General features: G+C 32.0%; 19 protein-coding genes. 14 read left to right on the top strand and 5 right to left on the bottom strand.

The genetic code is table 11. The features are described 5' to 3' along the window. Positions 1 to 38 precede the first annotated feature (38 nt). The 3 genes from LQ686_RS00095 to LQ686_RS00085 all read left to right on the top strand — a co-directional run bounded on the left by LQ686_RS00095 (position 39) and on the right by LQ686_RS00085 (position 2162). Positions 39 to 701 (top strand): DUF2750 domain-containing protein, encoded by a 663-nt coding sequence (locus LQ686_RS00095; RefSeq protein WP_103360672.1) that lies wholly within the window; start codon positions 39 to 41, stop codon positions 699 to 701. Between the two features lie 173 nt (positions 702 to 874). Beyond that, complete coding sequence (locus LQ686_RS00090; protein ID WP_103362095.1) at positions 875 to 1639, top strand: hypothetical protein; 765 nt, start codon at positions 875 to 877, stop codon at positions 1637 to 1639. Further along, positions 1632 to 2162, top strand: a complete 531-nt coding sequence (locus tag LQ686_RS00085) for a hypothetical protein (protein WP_204175933.1) — start codon at positions 1632 to 1634, stop codon at positions 2160 to 2162. Before LQ686_RS00090 ends, LQ686_RS00085 begins: the two co-directional genes overlap by 8 nt. 73 nt (positions 2163 to 2235) lie before the next feature. On the opposite strand, the gene LQ686_RS00080 is transcribed toward LQ686_RS00085, so the two are convergent. From LQ686_RS00080 to coaW, 3 genes are read right to left on the bottom strand one after another with little or no spacing between them, the layout of a single operon-like run. Further along, entirely contained in the window at positions 2236 to 3006 is a 771-nt protein-coding gene (locus LQ686_RS00080) for a TrmB family transcriptional regulator (RefSeq protein ID WP_103362093.1), read from the bottom strand. 11 nt (positions 3007 to 3017) lie between these two features. Further along, positions 3018 to 3647, bottom strand: coding sequence for a pentapeptide repeat-containing protein (locus tag LQ686_RS00075; protein ID WP_103362092.1), 630 nt, complete (start codon positions 3645 to 3647; stop codon positions 3018 to 3020). A gap of 18 nt (positions 3648 to 3665) precedes the next feature. Beyond that, positions 3666 to 4463: a type II pantothenate kinase gene (gene coaW / locus LQ686_RS00070; protein WP_103362091.1), complete on the bottom strand. Its 798-nt coding sequence runs from the start codon at positions 4461 to 4463 to the stop codon at positions 3666 to 3668. 150 nt (positions 4464 to 4613) lie between these two features. Here coaW and LQ686_RS00065 point away from each other — a divergent pair, with 150 nt between their 5' ends. The 4 genes from LQ686_RS00065 to LQ686_RS00050 are packed head-to-tail and all read left to right on the top strand — an operon-like array spanning position 4614 to position 7330. After that, positions 4614 to 5222, top strand: coding sequence for a CDP-alcohol phosphatidyltransferase family protein (locus LQ686_RS00065; protein ID WP_198052267.1), 609 nt, complete (start codon positions 4614 to 4616; stop codon positions 5220 to 5222). Further along, complete coding sequence (locus LQ686_RS00060) at positions 5219 to 6157, top strand: phosphatidate cytidylyltransferase (RefSeq protein WP_025904453.1); 939 nt, start codon at positions 5219 to 5221, stop codon at positions 6155 to 6157. Before LQ686_RS00065 ends, LQ686_RS00060 begins: the two co-directional genes overlap by 4 nt. A gap of 13 nt (positions 6158 to 6170) precedes the next feature. After that, positions 6171 to 6800, top strand: coding sequence for a lysophospholipid acyltransferase family protein (locus tag LQ686_RS00055; protein WP_065381668.1), 630 nt, complete (start codon positions 6171 to 6173; stop codon positions 6798 to 6800). Continuing rightward, the gene (locus tag LQ686_RS00050) at positions 6794 to 7330 is read left to right on the top strand and encodes a YqaA family protein (protein ID WP_103362090.1); all 537 of its coding nucleotides are present in this window, start codon (positions 6794 to 6796) and stop codon (positions 7328 to 7330) included. The genes LQ686_RS00055 and LQ686_RS00050 overlap by 7 nt, the downstream gene beginning before the upstream one ends. 68 nt (positions 7331 to 7398) lie before the next feature. Here LQ686_RS00050 and LQ686_RS00045 read toward each other — a convergent pair whose 3' ends face one another. Beyond that, positions 7399 to 8997: a BCCT family transporter gene (locus LQ686_RS00045; RefSeq protein ID WP_025904456.1), complete on the bottom strand. Its 1599-nt coding sequence runs from the start codon at positions 8995 to 8997 to the stop codon at positions 7399 to 7401. A 152-nt stretch (positions 8998 to 9149) separates the two neighbouring features. Between LQ686_RS00045 and LQ686_RS00040 the strand changes: the two genes are divergently transcribed. The 3 genes from LQ686_RS00040 to LQ686_RS00030 all read left to right on the top strand — a co-directional run bounded on the left by LQ686_RS00040 (position 9150) and on the right by LQ686_RS00030 (position 12377). Continuing rightward, complete coding sequence (locus LQ686_RS00040) at positions 9150 to 10010, top strand: GNAT family N-acetyltransferase (RefSeq protein WP_162841896.1); 861 nt, start codon at positions 9150 to 9152, stop codon at positions 10008 to 10010. 104 nt (positions 10011 to 10114) lie between these two features. Then, the gene (gene rpoE / locus LQ686_RS00035) at positions 10115 to 10630 is read left to right on the top strand and encodes a DNA-directed RNA polymerase subunit delta (protein ID WP_037589792.1); all 516 of its coding nucleotides are present in this window, start codon (positions 10115 to 10117) and stop codon (positions 10628 to 10630) included. A 145-nt stretch (positions 10631 to 10775) separates the two neighbouring features. After that, positions 10776 to 12377, top strand: a complete 1602-nt coding sequence (locus LQ686_RS00030) for a CTP synthase (protein WP_025904459.1) — start codon at positions 10776 to 10778, stop codon at positions 12375 to 12377. Positions 12378 to 12717: 340 nt separating this feature from the next. Here the strand turns inward: LQ686_RS00030 and LQ686_RS00025 are convergent, their stop codons facing one another. After that, positions 12718 to 13245 (bottom strand): DUF2529 family protein, encoded by a 528-nt coding sequence (locus tag LQ686_RS00025; RefSeq protein WP_103362088.1) that lies wholly within the window; start codon positions 13243 to 13245, stop codon positions 12718 to 12720. A gap of 60 nt (positions 13246 to 13305) precedes the next feature. Here LQ686_RS00025 and LQ686_RS00020 point away from each other — a divergent pair, with 60 nt between their 5' ends. The 4 genes from LQ686_RS00020 to LQ686_RS00005 all read left to right on the top strand — a co-directional run bounded on the left by LQ686_RS00020 (position 13306) and on the right by LQ686_RS00005 (position 16535). Continuing rightward, a complete protein-coding gene (locus LQ686_RS00020) occupies positions 13306 to 13659 on the top strand; it encodes a response regulator (protein WP_103362087.1) in 354 nt (117 codons plus the stop codon). Between the two features lie 85 nt (positions 13660 to 13744). Further along, positions 13745 to 14602, top strand: a complete 858-nt coding sequence (gene fdaB / locus LQ686_RS00015) for a class IIb fructose-bisphosphate aldolase FdaB (protein ID WP_025904462.1) — start codon at positions 13745 to 13747, stop codon at positions 14600 to 14602. 274 nt (positions 14603 to 14876) lie between these two features. Further along, positions 14877 to 16133 carry a UDP-N-acetylglucosamine 1-carboxyvinyltransferase gene (locus LQ686_RS00010; RefSeq protein ID WP_037589788.1) on the top strand — a complete coding sequence of 419 codons (1257 nt, stop codon included), beginning with the start codon at positions 14877 to 14879 and terminating at the stop codon, positions 16131 to 16133. Between the two features lie 72 nt (positions 16134 to 16205). After that, positions 16206 to 16535 (top strand): winged helix-turn-helix transcriptional regulator, encoded by a 330-nt coding sequence (locus tag LQ686_RS00005; protein WP_025904464.1) that lies wholly within the window; start codon positions 16206 to 16208, stop codon positions 16533 to 16535. Positions 16536 to 16742 lie beyond the last annotated feature (207 nt).

The following is a 16742-nucleotide window of genomic DNA, read 5'->3' as shown; positions in this document are numbered from 1 at the left end:
ATTTTATTGGGATTAAATATAAAGAAAAGGGTGGTAGAATGGCTATCCAGGATATGTCTAAATTTAAACAAATATTAACAAAAGAAAGATTTTATGTTGTGCTAAATGACCGTAAAATCTTAAGAGACGGCGATACTGATTTTCGTCTGATTTGGTCAACGAAAGAAAGTGCAGAGTCATATTTGAAATCGTATGAAATTACTAAATACGATAAAATTATGGAGTTAGATTTAGATAGATTTGTTACATATGAAATGGATGATATCCTTGATGAAGGCGATCAATTCATTGTGGACAAATCAGCAGAAGATAACGGAATAAAAGTAGAAGCAATTCCATTCATAGAAGAAATCATGAGTGAACTAGATGATATCCGAATAGATGAATTTGCAGAAGACATTTGTAACGAAAACTATGTTTACGGGTTAACAGTCAAAGGACAAAAACAATTCATTATCGTATCAGAAGAAGATGCAAGTCTACCAAACATGATGACAGTATGGAGTACACGCAAATTAGCAGAAAAAGTACATCGTGATGACTTTGAAGAATACGATATTATTGAAGTAGAAACAGAAGTCTTCGAAGAATGGTTAGAAGACTTGAAACAAGAAGACATCGCATTAGGAATCAACTTAAAATCAGGTGTGATCGGTACAGTAACAGATCCAAAAGCCATTTTAAACGCAATGCCTTGTTAAATAATTAAATAAATGTAATTAAAAAAGACGCTCGCTATAAAGCAAGCGTCTTTTTTTGTCTTTCGAATTAATTGTAATTAATAATATAATATTATTCGATTGTTGTAAAAATACTAACTGGAGGTTATAATAAATCAAAAAATGGTAAATTATAGTAATTGGAGGCGGTTGATATGTTAAAGTACTTAAAATTAATCATTTATAAATGGCAATTTGTAATTTCTTTTCTACTTTTATGTTCAATATCTATTATTCATTTATGGAATGTCAAAATACAGCATGAGGAATATCAACTACTAGAGTATACGCCTTACACAGAAAATATCATGATTAAAGGTGACTCATTATTATCTATTTTATATGTAGGGATTATGCCATTGGTCATTTCAATTGGCGTTAGTACGTTATTTTATAAATTAAATTTAAAATCAAAGTTTAAAACATTAATTTATTCGAGTTTCGTATCGTTTATTATGGTAACTTTACCACTTTTAATAAATTTTTTAGGAATGTTTATGATTTTACCAAATATAAAACCTGACATTGTACTTAAACAGTTCGGTGGCATTTTTTCAGATAATCCAATGATCATTTCTTTGTATTATGATTATCCAACAATATTTATATTATCATTAATTGTGTTTGTAGGTTTATGGGGCATAGTAACAAATGTATTCTCAATATCATTACTATTATATTTTGGTGAGAAAGTTATCGTTATGTTTATACCTTTCATTCTTCATACACTATTTTATGCCATTACTGAATTCATGATAGTCGATATAATTGTAACGCCTATACATTTCTTATTAATATCTTATGGTATATATAATTCACAATTTTTACCGAGTTTATTCTGTATATCGATTTATCTTGTATTGATTACATACGTATATAGATTAAGCAGCGAAGAAAAAGTCATCAAAGTAGGTGAATAACTATGAAAAAACACTCGTCATTACCGTTTTAGTCGTTCTAATTATCAGTATTGGTTCAATAGGGTATCGTCAATATGTAAAGGCAAATGAAAAATTTACAGATTACGAATTAAAAAAAGAGGAGATTCAATTAAATCATAATCATGAAATAAGTGTAGGCAAGTTAAAAATCAGTAATTTAGATGCGCATACTGTTAGTAATGAAATAACAATAGATATGGATATGACCATTTTGAAAAATAAAGGTTCGAAAGATGAATTTGAAAAAAACTTAGATGGAGCATTCATTTTACTTGTTGATGATTTATATGATACAAGTGGCGGAAAATATGAATTGAAAAATAGTAAATATAAAACAGCTAGTGTGACTTATGATAAATATGAAGCTCGTTTAAGTTTTAGCACTAACCTTGATAATATTAAAGGTAAACATAAATTGAAAGTCGTTTACCTCGACCGTAATGGTCATAAGTTGAAAAAATTATATTTACCGATTCGTGTTGACGGTGGGAAGATTGTTTGATACATTATTAGTAACTACTAAGGTAGTTACTTCATCCCAACGTAGTAAAATCATTTATCCCAAATAATAACCCTTAAGAGAAAAAGGTTTTTCTCTTAAGGGTTATTTCGTCTTCTATATCTTCTTCAAATTTATTAATATATTTATTGACTAAGACGTCATGCCAAATGTAGTCTTTCATCATTTTTATTTGTGTGTGGTCATAACTGATATAAGCGCGCATATTTGATTCTGCTGTTTGTCCGTAAATCATGTGTTCATCGTCTACGATTACGACAAATGGTTTAAGTGCTAATGAACTTTTGACGTAGTTTGTATAACGGTGATTGATGAGATCATAGCCGGGTTGGTCGACTTGGAATGTAATTCCTTGAATATGGATATCTTCTGAGACATGGTTTGTTAAGATGTCATATAAGTCTGGCCATATTGAAACGGTTATTTGTCTTTTAGCTTGTTTAATGGCAGATGTTACGGTATCGATGATTGTTGATTCATTTGTTAAGACTTCTATTTGAATAGGTGCATTATCTGTTACAATGTTTAATTTATTGATTTCTTGTTCCAGTTGAAGGAGTTCTTCGTTTTGCTTTTTTTCAAATAGTTGAATGGTCTGTTTTGGTGATAAGGCATAGTAGTATTTCTTTTGGTCTTGTAAATTGAAATAAGCGAGTCCTTGTTCATCAAGTTTATTGAGTGCTTCATAAATTTTTGAACGTGGTACGCTTGATATTTCACTAAGTTTATAAGCTGTTATGCCTGGATTTTGAACAAGGGCGATATAAGCTTTAGAGCCATATTCACTTAATCCAAAGCGTTTTAAAATGTCTATCATTTGATTCATAGTGTCACCTTCTAGTTTGATGTTACGTTAACCCCGAATAACGGAAGTATATCATATGCTTGATATTCAGAAACTGTTGCACCTTTTAAGTCGTTAGGTTGGACAACAAGTTGTTCGATTGTATTGGACGATAAATCAATGTCTTTTAATGATGTTTCAACGACTTCAAGAGACTCTAATGCACATCTTTCAATTGCGACAGATTTTTGAGTACAGAATGAAAGGTAAGTTTCTGACATTTGATTATCGTTAAATAAAACGTGATCTAAGTTACAATTTTGAAATTGACTCATTTTCAACTGACAATTTGAAAATTGTACATGCTTGAGTTTAATACCCGTAAAGTTAGCACCAATCATACGACAGTCTTTGAAGTGTACTCTATTAAGAGAGACTTCGCTGAATATACAGTTTGAAAGGTCGCATCCTTTAAATATAATATCTAATCCGTGAATTTTAGTGAAATCAACAGATTCAAATGTACATTGATTGAAATACATTGTATCGATTTGACTCGTTTCTTCATCTAATTGAATTAATGCTTTATCAAAGTACAAGTCATACGAAGACTGATAGAGTATTACATCTTTTTCTTCTTCATATTCAAAATCATTGTGTAGTTTAGGTTCTATAATTTTCATATTAATACTCCTTAATGTTTAACAATATATTGAACCGAGCGCTCCTGAAAATTCACCATTTTCAATGAAGTGTGGTTTTAGACCTCTTAAAATCGTGTAATCAACGACAATATTTTTGAGTAGTTCATTTTTAACAAATGAAGATCCTATAAACACAACATTTTCTGTATTGTATTGTCTTGCGGCATGAATGGATACGGTTGTGACTGTTTCTCCAACAATACCCATTACAGCTGCTAATCGATCAGCATTTGGAAATGCATCGTTCATATGTTGTAATACATGTCCAAAGTTAGCAGCAGTTAATTCTCCAGAAATAGGGGTGTTATCACCTTTATAAATATGTTTAACTTTTAAATCTATTTTATCTCGATCCCCATTTAAAGCTGTTTGAACAAGTTCGTCATAATCACTAATTTGAGTCAGTAAATAACTTAACCCTTGTATCATACCGCCACCAGCTCCTGTACCGCCTGCACGCTCTTGATGATCAGTAGTAGCATAATGAATAGAAGTACCTGTACCGACATTTGAGAATATATATGTTTCAAGGTCTATATTGTTTTCTTTTAAAAATATTTGAATCCCTTTATAAGTCGCATCAAATTCAATACTACGTTTCGCTTGATGTTTGATGCATGAGTCTAAGTATTGTGCTTTACCACCTGTAATCGATACTTCAACATCATCTAATTGATTTAACCAATCTGCAACTTGATCAATGTCAGTTGCTAACCATTTTTGATACGTTCTTTCATTATTTAATTCGGTTACGACTTTAATTAAAGTACCACCGGCATCAATACCAATTTTCACACGAACACCTCATCTAGAAAAGTAAATAATTATCGTTATTATACTATAAAAAATTGTATATGATAAACTAATGCTTTTTAGAAATATATTGTAAAAATTGTATAATTACATGATAAGATGATACCAAGTATAAATGAGGGAGGTTATATTTTGATTAGCATATACGAAATAAAACCGAAATTTCAGCAACTGTTAATGCCTATCGTTGACTGGATGAGAAAAATCGGAATGACCCCAAATCAAGTTACAATATTAGCATTACTGCTATCTATCGTAACAGGAATTATTTTAAGTATATTTCATGAAAACAAATGGATTTATATTTTAATGCCAATCGTGATGTTTGTAAGAATGGCTTTAAATGCAATTGATGGTGTAATGGCAAAAAAATATCAAATGAAATCTCACTTAGGGTTATTGTTGAATGAAATAGGGGATGTTATAAGTGATTTATTTTTATTTATACCATTCGTGTTTATTGCTGAAGATTATGGAATAGGTATTATGTTGTTTATCAGTTTATCAATCATAAGTGAAATGGCTGGTGTAACTGTTCAAGTGATCGGTAGTTCAAGAAGATATGACGGTCCGATGGGTAAAAGTGACCGAGCATTTATTGTAGGTTTCATCAGTATCTTGATTTTTGTTCATTTAAATATCATTCCTTATTTACATTTTGTGTTCTATATTTGTTCAATACTCATGTTAATCAATATTTATAATCGAATAACAAAAGGGTTAAAGGAGGTTAAATCATGAACTTAGGGAAGATATCTTCAGAAATGCTGATTGTTATGATTGGGGTATTTATCGTACTCGTATTATCCAGTTTGATTAGTATTTATTTAACGAAACGATATCCTGAAAAAGATTTCACTGAAATTAGATTAAGAATTAAATCATGGTGGAGTATGTGTATTATCTTTACAATTGCTTTAGTTATTCACTCTACTGTGTCATTAATTTTTCTTGGCTTACTTTGCTTTTTAGCTTTGAAAGAGTATTTTTCTTTAATACCTACAAATCGTAGTCATAGAGCCGTATTATTCTGGGCGTACTTATCTATACCAATTCAATTTACATTTATCTATTTTGGATTTTATGGTATGTTTATTATTTTTATACCGGTATATATGTTCTTATTTATACCGATACAAGCAATATTGATAGGCGAAACAAAAGGGTTTTTACAATCAATGGGATCTGTACAATGGGGCATGATGCTGATGGTGTTTAGTTTAAGTCATTTAGCATACTTAATTGTCTTACCTGGCGAAAAAAGTTCAGTACCCGGTGCAAGCCTTGTTTTATTTTTAGTTATATTAACGCAAGCAAATGATGTCTTTCAATTTCTGTTCGGTAAAGCATTTGGTAAACACAAAATTGTACCTAAAGTGAGTCCGAACAAGACTTGGGAAGGTTTTGTTGGGGGGATTATTTCAACGACAATTCTATCTTTATGTTTAGCACCATTACTTACGCCATTCACATTATTAGGCATGATTGTAGCAGGTTTATATATTAGTATTATGGGATTTGTGGGAGATGTGAATATTTCAGCTTTAAAAAGAGATTTAAATATTAAAGATACTTCTCAAACAATACCTGGTCATGGCGGTATTTTGGATAGAGTAGATTCTTTAACATACACAGCGCCACTCTTCTTCCACTTTGTAAGGTTCTTTTACTTTTAAGGGGTGAACCGATATGTTAAGACTCATTATATTTACATGTATCATTAAGCCAATTATTTTAATTGTTTTAGGATTAAATATACGTAGACGAGAATGGTTACCTAAAAAAGGTCCTATTGTGATTATTGCCAACCATAATTCACATTTAGATACACTTGTACTACTTTCACTTTTTCAAGGAGAAGGATTTAAGAAAGCACGACCTGTAGCTGCAGGTGATTATTTTCTGAAAAACAAACTATTAAAATGGTTTTCTATGAATATTATGAGAATCATACCAATAGAGCGAAAAATGACGCGAGATATTAAAGGATTATTTGAACCAATTGTGGATGCTTTAGATGAGGGGAGTATTATCATACTATATCCAGAGGGAAGTAGAGGAGAACCTGAAAAGTTATCAAAATATAAATCCGGGATTTATTATTTAATGAGAGAACGACCAAACATTCCGATACAACCTTTGTTTCTACATGGGTTAGGCAAATCATTACCGAAAGGCTCAAAACTATTTGTACCATTCTTTGTTGATATTTTTGTAGGACGTCCATTTTTATTTAATGAGAATAGAAAAGCATTTATGGATGAGCTTAATGAACGAATGAATGAACTTAGAAATGAAGGTGATTTTAAAGAATGGTAATCATATTTATATGGGCTTTTCTTGAAGCGATTGTATTCTTTATTATCCCTGATGTAGCTTTAACTTATTATGCAATCAAACAAAAAAGTAAATTTAAATTATTATGTGCAAATTTGATTGCAATTGTAGGTGCAGTTCTAGGTGGTATCATCGTTTACATTATTTCAATTCAACATTTGAACTTTGTTGAAATGATCATGATTAAGATTCCTGGTATTCATCCTTATATGATAGAACATGTGATACATTCATTAGAAGATAAAGGAGTGCTCGGATTAATAGAAGCACCATTGTTTGGTGTTCCATATAAACTTTATGCAATGATGAGCTATCACGAAGGTATATCTTTTATTGTATTTATACTCGTAAGTTTCATTGCAAGACTCTTGAGGTTTATATTAACGAGCTATCTGGCATATGTACTCAGTCACATTGTGTTTAAAAACGTTAATCAATATATCAAAATATTACTATGGTTAATCATATGGATCATCGTCTATTGGGTATATTTTTCGATACATTCGTTTTAATATATGAAATTACGACAATAAAAGAAAGCACCATTCATTGATGAAACAATGAATGGTGCTTTTTTTAATTATTTTTCTTCTTCTTCGCGTTCTTCTAATGACTTGGAGAAATCTGTGTCATCATCTATATAAGTCATTTTGAAATGTTTAGATGGTTCTCTACGTAATGCTTTCATAATAGAGAACATCATTAAGAATAGTATAAATGCGAATGGTAGGCCGGCTACGACAGAAGCTGTTTGTAAACTTTCTAAACCACCTGCTAATGTCATGGCAACTGAAATGGCACCAATTAGTGTTCCCCAAACTAATTTATACTTGAATGGCGGTACGATTGAACCTTTATCAGACATGCTTGATAAGATAAAAGTAGTTGAATCTGCACTTGTAACAAGGAACAAGAAGATTAATATTATTGCTAGAATACTTGTTGCTTCGTAAAATGGGAAGTTTGATAATAGGGAGAATAGTGCAACTGTATAATCTCCTTTAACATCTTCCGCAATAGAAGCACCTTTATTAATAACTAAATACATGGCCGTTCCACCAAAAGTGGCAATCCAACTAAATGAAATAAGTGGTGGAATAATTAACACGCCAATTACAAATTCTCTAATCGTTCTGCCTCTTGATACTCTGGCTACAAATCCTCCGATAAATGGAGACCAAGCAATGACCCATGCCCAATAGAACACAGTCCATTGTTGAATCCAAGAATTGTCGCCTTCATAAGGATTTAATCTTAAACTATATTGTACAAAGTTTGTAATATAGTCACCTATAGCAACAGTAAATGTTTCAAATATAAATTGTGTCGGTCCTAAAATAAGTATAAATATAAGTAAAGCAAAACAAATAAATATGTTAGCATTACTTAGCCATTTAACACCTTTATTAAGACCTGATGCTGCTGATCCAAGAAATAGTAAAGTCATAATGACGGTGATGATAATTTTAGTCCAATTATTATTAGGAATATCAAAAACATGATGAAGTCCGCCACCAATTTGCATTATTCCTAGACCAATTGATGTTGCAATACCCATGACAGTTGCGACTATCGCTAAGATATCGATAACATTTCTGTATGGTTTCTTATAAGTTTCACCGAATACAGGTTCCATTGCTGTAGATATTAAACCGTCTCTTCTTTTTCTAAATTGGAAGTAAGCTACGATAAGCCCTGCCATTGCAAAGATAGACCATTGTGAAATACCCCAATGGAAAAATGTATAACCCATAGCAAGTCGAGCTGATTCTAATGTAGAGCCATCTACTTCATTTGGAAGTGGTGATTTTAAGTAATGTGTCATTGGTTCAGCTACGCCCCAGAATACAATCCCGACACCGAGACCAGCAGAGAATAACATGCCGACCCATGATATAAATGAGAATTCTGGTTCTTCGTCGTCTCTACCGAGTTTAAATCGACCAAACCTCGTTATAGCTAATCCTATTAAAAAGATATCTAAAACGAATACGATGATTAAGAATAACCATCCTGTACTGTTAGATATAAATGTATATAATATGTTAGCGTATTTACCAAAACCTTTTGGAAAAATTCCAGCAGTTAAAGTCACTAATAATATAATAGACATTGATACCCAAAATACTAATGTTGTCTTATTATTATGCTTGTCTGTATTGTCTTTTGACTGTTTCATTAATATCCCCCTTTAAATTATGCAGTCTTATTTCTATTACCCTCATCCAAATCAAAATAACATGTGTACGATAATTACGTTTTCTATGGTTCTTAATTGCGCAATGAATGTAAAATTCGTTATGATATATATAAACAAACGGGAGGATATCAATCATGAAAGCTAAATCATTCGGTGAAATCGTCATTAAACCATTTGAAGAACATATGAGAACGGCACTATATGATTTTGAATTAAACGAACGACAACAAATTTATTCTTCATTGCCTAAAGAAGTGTTGGATGGTGCTATCGAAGATCCTGATAGAAGACCTAATGTTGTTGTAAACGATCAAGACGACATAGTTGGTTTCTTTGTATTGCATAAGTATTATCAACACGAAGGTTATGATACACCGCATAATGTTGTATATATACGTTCATTATCAATCAATGAAAAGTATCAAGGAAATGGGTATGGCACAACTATAATGATGAATTTACCTGAGTATGTTCAACATGTGTTTCCTGATTTTGATCATTTATATTTAGTAGTAGATGCTGAAAATGAGGCAGCATGGAATTTATATGAAAGAGCTGGCTTTATGCATACAGCTACAAAAGAAGAAGGACCATTAGGTAAAGAACGATTGTATTATTTAGATTTAGATTCAAAATATGTATCTTCATTGAAACTTGTATTAAATGAAGATGATTTAGATAACGAATTTGTCGATATACATTTAATGAAAGATAATCAAAAAGTAGGTATCATCGTATTAGAAGATAAAGATCATTATTTTGATATTCGTAGTATAGAAGTTGAAGAAGACGAAAGAAAAGAAGGTATTGCAGAGAGTGCTTTAAGACAGTTAAGTACTTTTGTTAGAAGAAGGTTTGAAGATAAGAAAGAAATACACATCACTTTATTCGGTTCAAACAATAAATTGAAACCTTTATGTGAGAAAGCACGATTTGTAGAAATACAAAAATCTGAGGACTATATTAAACTCATGAAATATATTAAGTATTAACTAACATTTGCTAAAAATCATCTTGTCAATTATAATCGTAAACTGTTATGATTATAAATATTAATGTGCGACAATAGTTCGATTGTTGAAAGGAAGAGTAAAGCATGAAATTAAAAGATTTCACAAAAGAAATGGTAGATGAGCATTCATTTATCGAAATGGCTTATATTTTATTAACAGAGAACGGTAAAGAAACAAACTTATATGATATGATAGACGAATTCAAAAGCTTAGGTAATTATAATGATTCAGAAATTGAGAACCGTATTTTACAATTCTATACGGACTTAAATACTGATGGACGCTTCTTAAGTGTGGGTGAGAATATTTGGGGACTTCGTGACTGGTATTCAGTTGACGATATCGAAGAAAAAATCGCACCAACAATTCAAAAATTCAACGTTCTAGACGAAGACGATGAAGCTGATTCAGAAATTTCATTATTAGGGGAAGAAGATAAATCTAAAGATCTTGATATTACAATTGATCAAGATGATGAAGAAGGTTTAAATGATCCTGAAGACCCTGAAGACGAAGACGTAGAAGATGAATTAGATGAAGCGGGTCTTGTTGTAGATGAAGAAGACGAAGATGAGGAAGACGAAGAAGACGAATTTTAATTGACTTTTCTTTAAAAGATGGTAATATTTTATTTGGGCTCCTTTAAATAGGACAATCGTATAAATATAGCGCTCCCTCCTTACATTTTAAATAATGTAAGTGGGAGCGTTTTTTATTTTTTAAAAAATAAATGGAGGTACAAACATGACAAAGTTCATTTTCGTAACAGGTGGCGTAGTATCGTCTCTTGGTAAAGGTATTACAGCAGCATCACTAGGGAGATTACTTAAAAATAGAGGATTAAATGTAACGATTCAAAAGTTCGACCCATACTTAAATGTTGATCCAGGTACAATGAGTCCATATCAACATGGTGAAGTTTTTGTAACTGAAGATGGTGCAGAAACAGACTTAGACTTAGGACATTATGAAAGATTTATTGATATTAACCTTAATAAATATTCAAATGTAACGGCAGGTAAAGTTTATTCTCACGTACTTAAAAAAGAAAGACGTGGAGATTTCTTAGGTGGTACTGTCCAAGTTATCCCACATATTACAAATGAAATTAAATCAAGATTATTAATGGCTGGTGAAAGTACAAATGCTGATGTTGTTATTACTGAAATTGGTGGTACAACTGGTGATATTGAATCTTTACCATTTATAGAAGCAATTAGACAAATCAAGAGTGATCTTGGTCGTGAAAACGTTATGTACATCCATTGTACGTTACTTCCATACATTAAAGCTGCTGGTGAAATGAAGACTAAACCAACACAACATAGTGTTAAAGAGTTAAGAGGTTTAGGTATTCAACCAGATTTAATTGTGGTACGTACTGAATATGAAATGACTCAAGATTTAAGAGATAAAATTGCATTATTCTGTGACATTAACAAACGTGCAGTCATTGAATGTAGAGATGCTGATACGTTATATCAAATTCCATTAGCTTTAAAAGAACAACATATGGATGATATCGTCATTGAAAGATTAGATTTAGAAGCTGCACCAGAAGCGGAATTAACAGAGTGGAACCAATTATTAGACACTGTACGTAATTTAGAAGGTTCAGTGAAAATTGGTTTAGTAGGTAAATATGTTAGTTTACAAGATGCATACTTATCAGTTGCAGAAGCTTTAAAACATGCTGGTTATGATTTTAAATCAGATGTTGAAATTAAGTGGATTGACTCTGAAAAATTAAACGAAACAAACTATCAAAAAGAACTTGCAGATGTAGATGGTATTTTAGTACCTGGCGGATTCGGTGATAGAGGTGTAGAAGGTAAGATATTAGCCATTCAATATGCACGTGAAAACAACGTACCATACTTAGGTATTTGTTTAGGTATGCAATTAGCAACAGTTGAATTCGCTAGAAACGTAGTTGGATTAAACGATGCACATTCAGCTGAATTAGATCCAAACACACCATATCCAATTATCGATTTATTACCAGAACAAAAAGACATCGAAGATTTAGGTGGCACATTAAGATTAGGTGTTTATCCATGTAAAATTGAAGAAGGAACAATTGCACATAAAGTCTATGGTGAATTAGAAGTAGACGAAAGACACCGTCACCGTTATGAATTTAATAACGAATATCGCGAAAGATTAGAAGAAAAAGGCATGAAATTCTCAGGAACAAGCCCAGATGGTAGATTAGTAGAAATCGTAGAATTAGAAAATCACCCATGGTTTGTAGCATGTCAATTCCATCCAGAATTCTTATCTAGACCAACACGTCCACAAAAATTATTCAGAGGATTTGTAGAAGCAAGCATTCAAAATAAATAATATATATTTAAAGCGCCCTTTATCCTAATACTTTTTCAAGTATTTTAGATAGAGGGCGCTTTTTTGTATGAATATGTGTGGGATATTAAGTGCTGCGTTGTGAACACTTTTCGCCAAACTTGTTCGTAACAGGTGTGTTAATTACAAAAGTCGGCGGAAATGTAACTATGGAAGCCTATAATTACAAAACTCATAAGAAATGTAACTAAGGCGGTCCATAGTAACAAAAGTCGGTAGAAGTGTAACTATGGAAGCCCATAATTACAAAACTCATAAAAATTGTAACTAAAACCTCCGTTATCTCCCAACTCGTAAAATTCAGACCCATTATCTACTACTACTAAATTTCTTCATTCAAATCTTGTGTAATCTCATGCATTTCAGCAAACATGATATAATATATATAATTTAAAGCCATAAGATGTGGGGTAATGATTTTACTGTAATCAGCGGTTGGAATGATTGCTCTTGGTGTTGATAAGTCAATATAATGCATGAGTGATTCGTGTGTCTTATTGTCTTTATCTTTGTTGGCTATTACGACAAAATCTATATCGTGGTCGTTTAATTTTGTAATCCATTCGTTGAGTTCTTCAGTAAAAGAAGTACCGGCTAATAATACGCGGTCAGTAGAGTCGATCTTTTCGATATCATCTATAGTATTGAGTGTTTCTGCATGTGGAAAGCTTTCGTTACCATCAGTCATAAATGTTTGGAAATGATTGATTTCGTCGAAAGTTTTGATGCGTATTTTGCCTTCACCGTTTGCTGCTTGCATAAGCAGTTGTGATGCGATTTCAATTTCTTCAATTTGGGCATCTATTTTACTAAATATGCCATTTAATTGTGTATTAAAAATTTTAAGCAATTTGTATTCTCCTTATTAACGTCATTAAATTTATTTTATAGAAAAAGTGGGGTATCTTCAATGGATGTACTTATTATAGATGATGAAAAGAATATTAGACAATTATTAAAAGAAATTATGGAATTAAATCAATTTAATGTAGATACTGCTAAAAATGGAGCGGAGGGCATTGAATTATTTCATAAAAATACTTATAAATTGATTTTTATAGATAAAAGAATGCCTGGAATTTCTGGGGAAGAAGTATTTGCCGAAATTAGAAAATCTGACAACAATCTTCCAGTTTATATCATTTCAGCATTTCAATCATCTACCGAGTTAGAAGTTTTAAAAAAAGGAAATATTACAGGTGTGCTAATGAAACCGTTTACAATTGAAGAAGTTATGAAAATTGTAAGAAAACATTTAGGATAGGGCTTTCAAAAGGTGCATATATTCACAAAGTTTGATATAATAACTTTGTAAATAATTCGTGCCTTGCACATTAGGAGGAAACTCAATGCCTTTAGTTTCAATGAAAGAAATGTTAATTAAAGCAAAAGAAAACGGTTATGCTGTTGGTCAATACAACATCAATAACTTAGAATTTACACAAGCTATTCTTCAAGCTTCACAAGAAGAAAATGCGCCAGTTATCCTTGGTGTATCTGAAGGAGCTGGACGTTATATCGGTGGTTTCAAAACTGTCGTTAAAATCGTTGAAGGTTTAATTGAAGATTACAACATTACAATTCCAGTTGCTATTCACCTTGACCACGGTTCAAGTTTCGAAAAATGTAAAGAAGCTATCGATGCTGGATTCACTTCAGTAATGATCGATGCATCTCATCACCCATTCGAAGAAAACATCGAAATTACTTCTAAAGTAGTTGAATATGCTCATGCTAACGGTGTTTCTGTTGAAGCTGAATTAGGAACTGTTGGTGGACAAGAAGATGACGTAGTTGCAGAAGGCGTTATCTATGCTGACCCTAAAGAATGTCAAGAATTAGTTGAAAGAACTGGTATTGATACTTTAGCACCTGCATTAGGTTCAGTACACGGACCTTACAAAGGTGAACCAAACTTAGGTTTCAAAGAAATGGAAGAAATCGGTGCTTCAACTGGTTTACCATTAGTATTACACGGTGGTACTGGTATCCCAACTCACGATATCAAAAAAGCTATCACTTTCGGTACAGCTAAAATCAATGTTAACACTGAAAACCAAATCGCATCTGCTAAAGCAGTTCGTGAAGTGTTAAACAACGACAGCGAAGTTTACGATCCACGTAAATACTTAGGACCTGCTCGTGAAGCAATTAAAGCAACAGTTAAAGGTAAAATCCAAGAATTTGGTACTTCTAACCAAGCTTAATTTTAATTAAATTCAAACTACTACAAGCATCGTGCTTGTAGTAGTTTTTTCTGTTTTTATAGAAAAATTGAATATTTATTCAATACGTTTACTCAATTTATTTTAATGCCAAAAATTTAAAATTTAATACTTCTTTCGTAGTAAATTATGTCATTTCTATTTACTTTTTATGTTTTTGCGTTTATCTTATTGAATAGTATATAATGGAAATAATTATCTATTCATGTTGAGAGAGTATGCATTCTCTAAGACGATGAAGTAAAGGAGTAAACATATGTCTCAAGAAGTTATAAAAATAAATGGTGGTAAAAAATTAAATGGTAAAGTGCAAATAAGTGGTGCTAAAAATAGTGCAGTTGCACTTATTCCAGCAAGTTTAATGGCGAATGATGTTGTGACATTAGATGGACTACCAGATATTTCAGATGTCAAAACTTTAATGAGCCTACTTGGTGATTTAAATATTAAAACAGAATTAAATGGTGATCAGCTTGTCGTTGATTCAAGCGATGCGGTGAATCTACCTTTACCTAACAATAAAGTACAATCTTTAAGAGCGTCTTATTATATGATGGGTGCTATGCTCGGACGTTTTAAAAAATGTGTGATTGGTTTACCTGGCGGCTGTCCTTTAGGCCCTAGACCAATTGACCAACATATTAAAGGCTTTGAAGCACTAGGTGCAAAAGTAACAAATGAACAAGGTGCGATGTATTTAATAGCTGAAGAATTAGTTGGCGCTAAAATATTTATGGATGTTGTGAGTGTTGGTGCAACGATCAATATAATGTTGGCAGCTTCTTTAGCAAAAGGCAAAACAGTAATAGAAAACGCAGCGAAAGAACCTGAAATTGTTGATGTTGCGACATTATTAAATAATATGGGCGCTAAAATTAGAGGTGCAGGTACAGATACATTGAAAATTGAAGGTGTAGAATCCTTGCACGGTACAAAACATACAATTATTCCTGATAGAATAGAAGCAGGTACATACATGTGTGCAGCAGCAGCCATGGGTGAAGAAGTGTACATCGAAAATATCATTCCTTTACATTTAGAACCATTAATCGCTAAATTAAGAGAAATGGGCACTGAAATCGATTTAGGTGAAGATTCAGTTGTTATTAAAGGTAAAGATGAATATAAACCTGTTGATATACAAACTGCAGTTTATCCTGGCTTTGCAACAGATTTACAACAACCATTTACACCTTTATTATTAAAAGCAAATGGTCAAAGTAAAATAACAGAAACGATTTATCCTGCAAGATTTAAACACGTTGATGAACTGATCAGAATGGGTGCAAATGTGAATTTAGAAAATGGCACAGCTATCTATTATCCATCTCAATTGACAGGTGCAAGTGTAGCAGCAAGTGATTTAAGAGCAGGAGCATCTTTATTAATTGCTGGATTAATGTCTGAAGGCGTTACAACGGTTTATAATGTGAAGCATATTCATAGAGGATACAGCGGTATTGTTGAAAAATTAAAAGCACTAGGTGCTGATATTTGGACTGAAACCGTATAACAAGTATAAATTATATACTTTGTATATAAAGTGTAGTATAATGGCAATATAGAAGTTAAAGAGGTGAGTAACATGGAAGTATGTCCTTATTTGGAAGAAACTTTTAAAGTAATAGGACGCAGTTGGAATGGTTTAATACTTAATTATTTATCACGTTGTGATGAACGTTCGGCTCACTTTTCTGATATGAAAAGAGACTTAAGACGTATTACACCTAGAGCATTATCTCTTAAATTAACTGAATTAAGTGATTGGGGATTAGTTGAAAAGAAAGTTGTTACAACAACGCCTCTATCAGTTGAATATCATTTAACAACTAAAGGATACGAATTAGCACAAGCGCTTGTACCATTAGAAGAGTGGGCACAAAAAAATGTGGAATTACAAGAGAATCATTCCTAAATGAATTGAATATTATAAAGTACCCGTCAATGCGATGAAAATCATTTCGTTGGCGGGTATTTTATTTGTGTAATTAAAACCATACGCTATGCGTATGGTACAGTATGGTTTCACCGTTGTATTAAAAAATGCATCTCTACATGCTAGAATAATATTTGGTCAGCCAACCAAAATTAACAACACGAGGAGATGCATTAAATGTCATCA

Origin of the sequence: Mammaliicoccus sp. J-M41 (assembly GCF_022385935.1) — a bacterium.
Lineage (GTDB): Bacteria > Bacillota > Bacilli > Staphylococcales > Staphylococcaceae > Mammaliicoccus > Mammaliicoccus sciuri_A.
This window is presented reverse-complemented; position numbering and strand designations above follow the sequence as displayed.